This window comes from Cellulomonas fulva, assembly GCF_018531375.1.
In the GTDB taxonomy this organism is placed as follows: Bacteria; Actinomycetota; Actinomycetes; order Actinomycetales; family Cellulomonadaceae; genus Cellulomonas; species Cellulomonas fulva.
The window spans coordinates 347629-358340 of sequence record NZ_JAHBOH010000001.1 but is presented as its reverse complement, the minus strand read 5'-3'; the positions used below and the strand labels follow the sequence as shown (position 1 = coordinate 358340).

Here is a 10712-nt window from a genome sequence, read left to right as displayed (position 1 = left end):
GGCTTGCCGCTGCGCTGACGACGCCTCCGAGCGACGCCGACGCAGCACGAGCCCCGCACGTCGGGCTCGCGCGCCTGTAGCTCAGGGGATAGAGCACCGCTCTCCTAAAGCGGGTGTCGGCAGTTCGAATCTGCCCAGGCGCACAGAAGTGTTATCGCAGGTCAAGCGCTGGATCAACGCCCTGGCTACCGTAGGGTCAGTGTCTGATTTGTCGGTCATTGGTCAGCGTGTGGTCAGCGACTTGTCTCAGGACGTGGACGGCCTGTCAAGGACGCGGACGCACGTCCGCGGACGCCACGCTCCGAAGCCGGGCCGAACGCCTACGAACTCGGCGTTGGTGACGGTTCGATAGGCAGCATGGCGACCTTCCCGCTCGACGAAGCGATCGACCTCTGGCGCTGCCGGGAGGTGGGTCAAATCGACAAGGCCTTCGGGAAGTCTGTGCGTACCAAGTCCGCGGACGGTGCCTGGAGGAACGGCGAGGTCCTCCTCGACATCGAGGATCCGTCCGGTCTCGGCCGACGCGCCGAGGTGTACCTCTACGAGGTCACCGGGGACGCGGATGTCGTCGGCTTCACTGTCTGCTGCGCGCCGTGGTGCCTCGCGCGGTTCCCCCGGCGGGTTCATCTGTGGGGTGTCGACCTTCGCTGGGCAGACGGGGGTGTCGGCTTGCTGGACGCCGGCGTCCCCGGCGGAGCGGTCTCTGCGATCGAGGGACCCGTGCTCCGGCCCGGCATTGAGCGCCTGATCCACGCCGCGTACCAGGTCCGCCGACGGTCCATCCCATTCGGGCGGGAGCAGGGGCGGCCCTACGGCGCACTCAGATGACTGCCTGCCCGGCGCGTGCACTAAGCGTTGGGCGGGCGGCGTGAGAACAGGGCCTACAGCGAACTCCCGTCGGATGGCGTTGCTCCCACGTCGGCCTGCAACCGGCGCGCCACGCTCTCGCCATGGGGCGTGCGGCGCCAGAACGTGTCGCTGTCAAGGGCTCCGCCGTGCAACCCGATCTGATCGCCGTAAACCGTCTGTGCGAGCCCCCAGCTCTTCAGATCGGCTCGGACGGACTGTGCCGTGAAGGCGTCGTACTGATTGAGTACTGCAACAAACGCTCCAGTTCGAGCGAACTCCCGCGCGACCTTGTTCGCCTCCGCAGCACCGAGCATCGACTCGTCGGCCTCGTCGTAGGTAGGTTCTCCTAGGGCGAGCAACGCCATCACATGGGGTCGATGAAGGAGGTCGATTAGCCTAGCCCAGATGGTTTCCGCCTCGATCGCAGCCTCCGGCATTTCCGACGCGTTTGCCGCGCGACCTAGGCATGTCCCGAGGGCGCGCGCCTTCTGCTCGAACGCTGCACTCGCGATCCTCTCAAGGACCTCCGAGACTAGCGACACACCCTCCGCGGATCGCAGAAGTGCGTCGACCACCTCTTCCACGTCCTGCCCGGTAGAGCGCACGCCGTGGGCAGCGGCCGCGAGGTTGTGCTCCGCCCGACGGCTAAGTGCCAGCCGGATGCGGTCTGACAGTCCAACTGCAGCACCGGCCGCGGCGACTCCAACCGCCGGCTCAAGAAGCCCCGCAGCTGCTGCTCCACTGGCGAGGAGCATGTCGGCAAGGACGGCCACGTCTCTTGAGCGCGTCACCGAAACACCATAGCCAACAGCCTGAGACGTTGGCGGTAGCGAGCCGCCCGTAGCGCGGGCCGGGATAGGGCGCGCGGGCCGGTCCCCGGTCCTGGGGGCTGTGTCAGGTCCCCCTGCGGCGCGTTCCGTCTTCTGTGGCGTCCCCGGCTCGAGTCGTTGCCCCGTGGGACAGGAGGGACACGTGGCTGGTCGCTCGAACGACATCCGTCCCAGATCGCGGGCCGCTGCCAGGGCTACGTGCGTGCTCCCAGTGGACAAGTCCCGTCGCCCGCGGCGTCGGGGGCGCTACCCCCCCACAGAGGTAAACGCCGCGTGCGCTGCCGGTCGTGCAGTTGCCGCGGGGGCCCGCCTAACGAGCAAGCCTTTCACCAGTCGAGGACTCGCGTCTCTCCGGGCGGCAGCCCTTTCCGCGAGGCCCAACCACGGACATAGTCGAAAAGTTCCTCGGTCGCCCGGATGGACGCGCCGTAGACCTCAAGCCATAGCGATTCCGCCAGGACTTCGGGGCGAAGTGGCACGCCCATGAAGAAGTCCCGATCGCTGCCGACCTGTGTAGTGGCTCTCATGTGATTGACCGAGAAGTGCACCCAACCCGAGGTCTCTCGGTAGACCGGTACGGCCCACGCATGGTGGGCGGCCGCCAACTCCTGGAGTCGGGCGTCTGTGAGCGGCCTGCCTTCGAGATCCTTAATCCGGCGAAACTCCTCGCCCCCCAGCAGGCGGCCCACGAGGGCATCCAAGTCAGCGCAGGAAGCGATGTAGTGAGCTCGGAACAGCGTGTCGAGCTGCAGCCTGAGGAGTGGTGCGGCGGCGTGCATGTTGTACGTATCAACAGCATCAATTAGGGCATCGACGACCCCATAGCTTCTTTGCACCATCGCCGTCACAAGCAAATCCGGCATAAAGAGCCGACCTGCCGCGGCCCCGAGCGTCCTGTATGCGACGTCCAGGTGGGCGATCCTCAGCTGATCGAGATGTTGCCGTGACGCTTCGAGACGAGGGAATCGGTCCGCGGAGCCGCCGCCAGGACTGGGCTTCGCTTGCCGAGGCGGCCGTACTGGCGGGAACGGATCCGCCGGTGGCTCCGTCATGTCGGCTGACCGGCGCGCCCCAGCTGGCCTTGCCGTGCTGACGCTGTCGAGATGGGGATTTCATGCATGCGGCAACTCTCTCTCACGCCGCGTCCATCCGTGAAGCGTCGCGTGGCATAGGGCTCATCGTTTCGTCGTCCAGCAGGGTGGGAGCCTGACCCGCTTCTCCGGACACCTGGTCTGAGGCGATGATCGTCTCGGGAGAGGAGTCTGGGATGCCTGCAGCCAAGCCGCCGGAGTTCCGGCGGCTTGCAGTGGACCTGGCCCGCTCGTGCTCCCGAAATGAGTGCCCGGCTGGTCCAGGAACTGGCGGCCGACGGGGTGCCCGTCTCGCTGACCTGCCGGGTGCTCGGGATCTCCCGCTGCGGGCTCTACGACGCCTTGCGTCGACCGCCGAGCGCTCGCGCGATCGCCGATCAGGCGCTGACCGCGACGATCACGGCGATCCACCACGGCTCGCGTGCGACCTACGGCGCCCCGCGGGTTCACGCCGAGCTGCGCCTCGGGCTCGGGATCGCCTGCGGCCGCAAGCGGGTCGCCCGGCTCATGCGCGTCGCGGGGCTCGCCGGGATCTGTCACCGGCGCAAACGCCGTGGACAACGCCCGCTGCCCGCCCCGCACGAGGACCTCGTGCTACGGCAGTTCACCGCCGACGGGCCGGACCGGTTGTGGTGCACCGACATCACCGAGCACCCCACGAGCACCGGGAAGGTCTACTGCGCCGCGGTGCTCGACGTGTTCACGAGGAAGATCGTGGGCTGGTCGATCGCCGACCACATGCGCTGCGAGTTGGTCGTCGACGCGCTGCAGATGGCAATCTGGCGGCGCCACCCCGCGCCTGGAGCGATCGTCCACGCGGACCGCGGAGCTCAGCACACCTCGTGGATCTTCGGGCACCGGCTGCGCGAGGCCGGCCTGCTTGGCTCGATGGGCCGGGTCGCCTCGAGCGTGAACAACACCATGATGGAAAGCCTCTGGTCGAGCATGCAGCGTGAGCTGCTCGACCGCCATGACCGGTCGTCTCGCGAGGAGCTCGCCTCGGCGATCTTCGAGCGGATCGAGGGCTTTACAACCCCGTCCGGCGCCACTCCGGGCCTCGGCTACCAGTCCCTGAACGAGTTCGAGGACCTGCACACCGCTGCTACCGCGGCGGCATGATCACCACACCGCAATCGTCCGGGAAACCGGGTCAGGCTCCGGCGGATTCGTGCGCGTTTGGAAGGCGGCGGGACGGGAGCAGCCTGGCGCCGTGCATCGTTTCGGCTCCGCCATGCCGCCCCTCGCGTCAGCCCCAGCCGCAGCTCCTTGTCCACACCCAAACTAGCGCCGCACCGATGGAGCCGGGCCAGGCCACGCCCACGGCGTCAGCATCGACTCCTCTTGCACTTCTGCGACGCTGGTGTGGCTCCGGGATTGGCCTGGGGTCCGCGGCGTCTCCGGGATGGCTCCTCGTCTTGCTGCCCGCTTCTGTGTGGCTCGCCGTTGATGGTTGCCTCCCGGGGGCGTTCGCCGGGTGGCGGTGACGCTCGATAGAGGGCTGGTACTCGTCCCGAGAGGTGCATGCGCTCCGCTGCCTGACGCGGTCGACTTCGCGCCGGGCGGGGAATGTCGCCGGTGATCGACGCCCGCAAGGACACCCTGGGGTTTGGCGGGGTCGATGCCGTCGGAGTTCAGGTCGCCGCGCGGTGGCGACGTCTCGGGCGGCGGCGGCGTCCGCGCGCCAACTCCGGCCCAACTCGAGCGGCGTGAGGTGTGGCTGGAACCGGCGGCGTCAGGAGGCACGCTGACCGTCGGACGGCCAGGCGTGACGAGGCCGCTGCCATTGGGGAAGGTTCAGCGACAGCCATCCCGGAAGCGCGAGCTACTACTATCCATCGGAACCTCGACTGTGGTACCACTCGTCATTCAAGGGCGAGCTTGAGCGAAATCACCTCGACCCAGTGCTTCCACAGCTCCGCTGTCACCGAGCCCTCCTTGCTGCTGGACAAGTAGCGGTTTCGTACCGCTGGGGAGCAGCCCTTCTGGGATGGCTCACGGAAGTCCATGTCCTCGGTAACGAGTGTACATGGGGAGGCCTCACTCGCCGCAGAAACGGCGACGCGCACAAGCCACCGATTCTCGGACTTCGGAAATCCGCACACGTTGGACAGCCTCTTGAACAACTGCGCTTGTGTCGGCGCATCGATCTCCCTGACGTTGACCGTGCTTGCTAGTTCCGTGAACCAGCCATCGAACCACTCGTCGGAGACGTTTCGCGACCATTCCTCAAGGACATGGCCATCGCTGTCAAGGTATACCGCTGCGCGGCTGGACCTTACCGCGGCGAAGAAATCCACGGCTGACCCGGAGCCCGGCGGGGCTTGCCCGAGGTCCTCCTGGTAGTGATAGTGCACGACCTGGGAATCCACAACAAGATGCTCGTCGGAATTCATTCGCGAGCGCTCTCTCCGCGTGCCCTGACAAGTTTCAGGGACTCTTCGCGCCGCTGGGGGAAGAAGCCACCGGGAACGACCTGATCGAAAACAGCATTCTCATCCAGAGGGATGCGTCTGACCTGCTTTCCGCTACTCGTGGATGATACGTAGTAGAAGATGACATTACCGGGATCGATCTGCCCTGCAGCGACATGCTGTTGGAGCCGCAGGATCAGGTACTCGCTGTGGGTCTCTACAACTGCCTGGACGCCGCGTTGGTAGAGGTCCAGGAAGTAGTCGCCCAACGCGGCCTGCGCGCGGGGGTGAAGATGGATCTCCGGTTCCTCTACAAGGAAGGTGTCCCCAGGCTCCAGGCGATACCCGCCAAGCAGGACGGGGAGTACCTGGCTCGTACCCCGCCCTACGTCGGCTAGGTTCTCGGTCTCGCCACTAACCGGGTGCGTTACCACGATCTCGAAGTCTCGATCGGACAGCCACACCAGGTTGACGTCTGCGGCCACCCCGGAACTTCGCAACCACTCCCTGACGCCCGCCATATAGTTGTGCCGGCTCCTCCGCGCCGAATCCGCGAGCGCAATGAGCCCTCCGAGGTTCTCGCCGGCTAGGCCAACACGCCTCCCAACCGACCCTGAGTGCAGGTACGTTCTTTGAGGGGGCTGCCGCATTGCGCCGAGAACGTCAACCGCGAAGAGGGCGCGGCGAACTGCCAGGTATGACCGCCGGATTTCGTCCTGGTGTTTACGGATCGCGTCGGATAGCTCCGTCGGCGTTGAGGGCGCAATCGGGCTCGTCGTGGGAAGGAAGTTGGCCATGCGCAACATCCCCAGCGACTCGGTCCGCCCTGAGGCCGTAAAGGTACGTCCACCGACTCCGTTGATGTAGTTGCGCTCGAGGTCTTTCGTGCGACCCACGCTCAGGATGGGCTTGCTGCCGGTCATGTACTTCGCTTCGCGAACGAGGACCTCACGCCGCTGCACGCGGTACTTGAACTCCGCCTCGAATGTAACGCTGGCGTCGTTGGCGGCCCGCTCAACGTCGCGTCGGTATTGTGGAACGGTGACCCCGAGCCGAAATGGGCGGCCGCGGTGATTGCCGTGCACAACGTCTCGGAAGGACCCGTACTCCCCGAAGGGTCCGTTCAACAGGATCGGAACGGAGGGGTCCGGCGACTGAACCGTTTGCGCAAGGAGTCTGATTGCTGCCAGAAACGAGGATTTACCGCTGTTGTTCTCGCCTATCAGGATCGTCAGCGGTCGAAGCTCGAGCCTCTCTCGAGAGAATCCTTTGAATTCTTGCACAAAAACCTCAGTGATCATCGCATCCTCGAGGTGATCGCAGCGGAGCTTCCTTCGTCTCGCGAGCGTACCGAACCTGGCCGACCCAGCACGTACAGCCTTCCCGGGGGACTGGGCCGGCCGGTGCTGTCGGGGTCTCGCCGACACGCCGAACGCCGCCCTGAGACCTGCCCTGCCGTTGTGGCTCGGTAGTCATGCCAGCGGTCCGCTGCGCCAGGAAGGGCGTGGCCAGCCGGCGGGCTCGTGATCAGCGTGTGGTCAGCGAGCCCCCGGAATGGGTCGCCGCACGAACTGCCCGCATGTATTTCCGCAGGTAAGCAAGCTATCCACAATCCAAGATCGAACTCGTAGAGCGGGTGTCGGAAGGTCGAATCTGCCCGGGCGCCACAGTGTGTCCAGGTCAGCGGCTCGACGAGTGCGATCGGCGCCGATCAAGCGCGGTCCGTGGATGCCTCGTGGTCCGTAAGCGGTCAGTGGCCCGTCTTGGATCGTTCGACTCGGTACGACCGGGTGCGGACGGTCGACTCGATCAGCTTGACGCCACGCTGACTCAACCGGGGATCTTGGGAGGCGACCGGGCGGACCGCCGCAGGGTGCCCGCTCCAATCGGGCGAACGAGGTCGACGCACATCTCGTCGCCGATAGGCTCCGCGGGTGCCTGCACAGATCCTGGAGTCGAAGGTCGCGAACGCGCAGTTCGGCCGCCTGTGGGTGGGTGGACGTGTGACGTTGACGGAGCAGGTCGTGCGGTATGCCCCGAACGCGCTGAACAAGATCGTCCACGCCGCCTTCGGAGGCGTCGAGGTCGTGAGGGTGGACCTGCGGCGCATCAGCTCCGTCGATGTCGAGCCGGGTCATGTCACCAACATCATCACGGTCGCTGACCACAACGGCGCTCTGAGGTTCCGCTGCTATGGCGCTGAGGCGTTCGCAGCGAGGATTCGCCGGGCGGCCGACGAGGCGAAGCGGAGATGGGACAGCGCCGACGCCTCGGTTCCCGAGAGCTCCTAGCATTGGGGACGAGGACGACTCGTCATGGCTGCGCGACGAGATCACGAGAGCGGAAGGCGTGACTCGGGAGCAGTGAATCGGGCTGCGTATGCAGGGTGAGCGACTCCCCTTCTGGCTGACCGGGACGGCCAGCGAGCCCACCGTTCACCCGCGCGGCGGCTCTGTGCAGTGCCTCCGTCGTCCGCGTGGCGCGCATACTGGTGGGGCGGTGCCGGGGTCATGGCATCGTGAGTGGTCGAGAGCCGTAGCCGGGCGCTCGCTCGCGTGGTGCCGCGCGTGGACCGACCTCGGTCCCGCGGTGCCGGTCCTGGGCGGCGCGTCGCCGTGGCAGCAGGTGCTGCCTCGGGTAGCTGCGCGCGTGCGACGAGCGCGCGCCCGTGAGCCCGCGGGTGCGACGCGCTGTGCCGCGGCCCAACGTGGCCGCATGGAGGAGGAGAAGTGGCACGTTCCGGCCAGCGCCGGACCAGCACGGCGCGCAACGGCGCCGGCGCGCAGTCTCGTCGTACCCGCCGCCCCGACGAGGAAGGCATCATCCCCGTGCTCGCGGGGGTGGCGCGGGAGGTCGACGACGCCGTGCGGCGGCCGCCGACGCGGCCCGCGGTGCGGACCAAGTTCCAGGTGGTGGCGCTGCTGGTGCGCGAGGAGCGGGCGCGGGTGCAGACCGACGCCACGCTGACCGCGGCCAAGCGGGACCACGAGCTCAAGCGGCTCGACGGGGTCGCCACCTCGCTGGCCAGGACCGCCGCGCGGGACACGTCGCTGCTCGCCCTGCTCGCGGAGGACGCCAAGCTCTCCGAGGCCGCCCGCGCCTACAAGGCCACGATCATGCGCGCCGGTGGGCTGGACGTGCCCGACGAGCCGCCGCCGCCCGTCGCGCCACCCACGCCGGTACCCGGTGCGGACAAGCGCGTGATCCCGCGCTCGGCGATGTCGCGTCAGCTCGCGAACCCGTTCCTCGCGCCGGACTTCGAGGCCGCGGCCGAGCGGCTGGCGGCGCGGCCCAAGCGGCTGGCCGGGTGGGAGCTGCTCGAGCCGTTGTTCCGGTCCTTCGAGGACGCCACGCCCGGCGCGCCGGCGTGCATGCCGCTGCCGGAGCCGCGCACGGCGCCCACGCCTCCGGGGCGGGAGCTGATGCCGCACCAGGCGCAGGTGGTCACGGCCGCCCAGCGCGGGCACCGGACGTTCCTGCTGGCCGACGAGCCCGGGCTCGGCAAGACGGCGCAGGCGCTGCTCGCCGCGCAGGTGGCCAACGCCTACCCGCTGCTGGTCGTCGTCCCCAACGTCGTCAAGACCAACTGGGCGCACGAGGTGAGCCTGTGGACGCCGCTGCGGCGCGCGACCGTGGTGCACGGCGACGGCGAGGAGGTCGACGCGTTCGCGGACGTGGTGATCGTGAACTACGAGATCCTCGACCGGCACGTCGGGTGGCTCGGGGACCTCGGGTTCCGCGGGATGGTGGTCGACGAGGCGCACTTCATCAAGAACAAGGGCTCGCAGCGCTCCCAGAACGTGCTCGCGCTCTCCGAGCGGATCCGGGAGCGCACGCCCAAGCCCCTGCTCATGGCGCTCACCGGCACGCCGCTGATCAACGACATCGAGGACTTCCGGGCGATCTGGCAGTTCCTGGGGTGGATCGACGACGAGAAGCCGCTCGGGGCACTCATGACCGCGCTGGAGGACACCGGCCTGACCCCGGCCGAGCGTGGGTTCTCCGCGGCCGCGCGCACGGCCGTGGTGGACATGGGCATCGTGCGTCGCCGCAAGACGGACGTGGTCGCGGACATCCCGGCACGACGAGTCGCGGACCTGCCCGTCGAGCTCGACGGGGCTGTGGGCCGGTCGATCCGCGCGGCGGAGGAGACGCTCGCTCGTCGGCTGGTCGAGCGGTATCGGGCCGCCATGGAGGCGCGCGCGGCCGAGGGGGTGCCGGATGGGATCGACCTCGAGCTCGCTCGTCGGATCGCGGCGTCCGAGCTCAAGGACTCGAGCTCCAAGGCCAAGGGCGAGAACGTGTTCACCATGGTCCGGCGGATCGGCCAGGCCAAGGCCGGGCTGGCCGCGGACTACGCGGCGCAGCTCGCCCGCAACGTCGGCAAGGTCGTGTTCTTCGCCAAGCACGTCGACGTGATGGACCAGGCCGAGCAGACGTTCGCCGACCGGGGGATCAAGTTCGCCTCCATCCGCGGCGACCAGACGCCGCGGGTGCGGGAGAAGAACGTCAAGGCGTTCGTCGAGGACCCCGAGGTCTCCATCGCCGTGTGCTCGCTGATGGCCGCGGGCGTGGGCCTGAACATGCAGGTCGCGTCCAATCTGGTCCTCGCGGAGCTGTCCTGGACCGACGCCGAGCAGACCCAGGCCATCGACCGGATCCACCGCATCGGCCAGGACGAGCCCGTCACCGCGTGGCGGATCATCGCGGCGCAGACCATCGACGCCAAGATCGCCGAGCTCATCGACAGCAAGTCCGGCCTCGCGGCGCGGGCGCTGGACGGTGCGGAGGTCGAGGACGGCGCGTCGACGGACGTCCAGGTCGAGGCGCTCGTCGCGCTGCTGACCGACGCCCTGGAGGCGGACGGCAAGGCCTGAGCGGGCGATTGCTTGCAGTTTGCTAGCATCGGCGCATGGCCACGCTGTACATCCGGGACGTGTCCGACGAGGTCGCGGCGACGCTCAAGGTGCGCGCCGCGGAGGCGGGCACGTCGCTGTCCGCGTACGTCAGCCGAGAGCTCGAGAGGCTCGCGGCCCGGCCCACCAACGCACAGATCGTCGAGCAGCTCCGGAGCCGCGATCGGTCCGAGGGGCCGACGACCGAGGAGATCCTTGCCGCGGTCGAGGCCGGTCGACGGTGATCGTGATCGACGCCTCGGCGATGGTCGAGGCGTTGGTCGGGCGGTCACCCCACACCGAGCTGCTCGACGCACTCACCGGCGAGCTGTCCGCGCCGCACCTGCTCGACGTCGAGGTCGTCTCGGTGCTCCGTGGGCTGTCGCTTGCGGGCAAGGTCACACCGGAGGCGGCTGACGAGGCGCGGCGCGCCCACTTCGCTTTCACCATCGCTCGTCACGAGCTCGAGCCGCTGGCCGAGCGCGTGTGGGCGCTGCGTCATCAGCTCACGGCCTACGACGCGTCCTACCTCGCGCTCGCCGAGGCCCTCGCGTGCCAGCTGTACACGTGCGACGCGAAGCTCGCGGCCTCGGGCCACCGGGCCGACGTCCGGGTCGTGCCCACCACACGCTGAGC

The 10712-nt window shown here is 68.1% G+C and carries 10 protein-coding genes and 1 tRNA gene; 7 read left to right on the top strand and 4 right to left on the bottom strand.

Features of this window, described 5'->3' with window-relative positions; translation table 11 throughout:
* Window positions 1–70 precede the first annotated feature (70 nt).
* A tRNA-Arg gene (locus tag KIN34_RS01555) sits at window positions 71–143 on the top strand.
* A 214-nt stretch (window positions 144–357) separates the two neighbouring features.
* Window positions 358–828: a hypothetical protein gene (locus KIN34_RS01550; protein WP_214345957.1), complete on the top strand. Its 471-nt coding sequence runs from the start codon at window positions 358–360 to the stop codon at window positions 826–828.
* A 53-nt stretch (window positions 829–881) separates the two neighbouring features.
* Here KIN34_RS01550 and KIN34_RS01545 read toward each other — a convergent pair whose 3' ends face one another.
* Window positions 882–1640, bottom strand: a complete 759-nt coding sequence (locus tag KIN34_RS01545; protein ID WP_214345956.1) for a hypothetical protein — start codon at window positions 1638–1640, stop codon at window positions 882–884.
* A gap of 365 nt (window positions 1641–2005) precedes the next feature.
* On the bottom strand, window positions 2006–2542 hold the full coding sequence (locus KIN34_RS01540) for a hypothetical protein (RefSeq protein WP_214345955.1): 537 nt from the start codon (window positions 2540–2542) through the stop codon (window positions 2006–2008).
* Window positions 2543–3013: 471 nt separating this feature from the next.
* Here KIN34_RS01540 and KIN34_RS01535 point away from each other — a divergent pair, with 471 nt between their 5' ends.
* Entirely contained in the window at window positions 3014–3889 is an 876-nt protein-coding gene (locus tag KIN34_RS01535) for an IS3 family transposase (protein WP_214345954.1), read from the top strand.
* A 743-nt stretch (window positions 3890–4632) separates the two neighbouring features.
* Here the strand turns inward: KIN34_RS01535 and KIN34_RS01530 are convergent.
* Both KIN34_RS01530 and KIN34_RS01525 read right to left on the bottom strand, forming a co-directional pair.
* A complete protein-coding gene (locus KIN34_RS01530) occupies window positions 4633–5163 on the bottom strand; it encodes a hypothetical protein (RefSeq protein WP_214345953.1) in 531 nt (176 codons plus the stop codon).
* On the bottom strand, window positions 5160–6482 hold the full coding sequence (locus KIN34_RS01525; protein ID WP_214345952.1) for an AAA family ATPase: 1323 nt from the start codon (window positions 6480–6482) through the stop codon (window positions 5160–5162). Before KIN34_RS01525 ends, KIN34_RS01530 begins: the two co-directional genes overlap by 4 nt.
* Window positions 6483–7115: 633 nt before the next feature.
* Here KIN34_RS01525 and KIN34_RS01520 point away from each other — a divergent pair.
* The 4 genes from KIN34_RS01520 (at window position 7116) to KIN34_RS01505 (ending at window position 10710) form a co-directional block, all read left to right on the top strand.
* Entirely contained in the window at window positions 7116–7472 is a 357-nt protein-coding gene (locus KIN34_RS01520) for a hypothetical protein (RefSeq protein ID WP_214345951.1), read from the top strand.
* A 438-nt stretch (window positions 7473–7910) separates the two neighbouring features.
* The gene (locus KIN34_RS01515; protein ID WP_214345950.1) at window positions 7911–10058 is read left to right on the top strand and encodes a DEAD/DEAH box helicase; all 2148 of its coding nucleotides are present in this window, start codon (window positions 7911–7913) and stop codon (window positions 10056–10058) included.
* 35 nt (window positions 10059–10093) lie between these two features.
* Window positions 10094–10321 (top strand): FitA-like ribbon-helix-helix domain-containing protein, encoded by a 228-nt coding sequence (locus KIN34_RS01510; RefSeq protein WP_214345949.1) that lies wholly within the window; start codon window positions 10094–10096, stop codon window positions 10319–10321.
* A gap of 2 nt (window positions 10322–10323) precedes the next feature.
* Complete coding sequence (locus KIN34_RS01505) at window positions 10324–10710, top strand: type II toxin-antitoxin system VapC family toxin (protein WP_307858039.1); 387 nt, start codon at window positions 10324–10326, stop codon at window positions 10708–10710.
* Window positions 10711–10712: the final 2 nt, after the last annotated feature.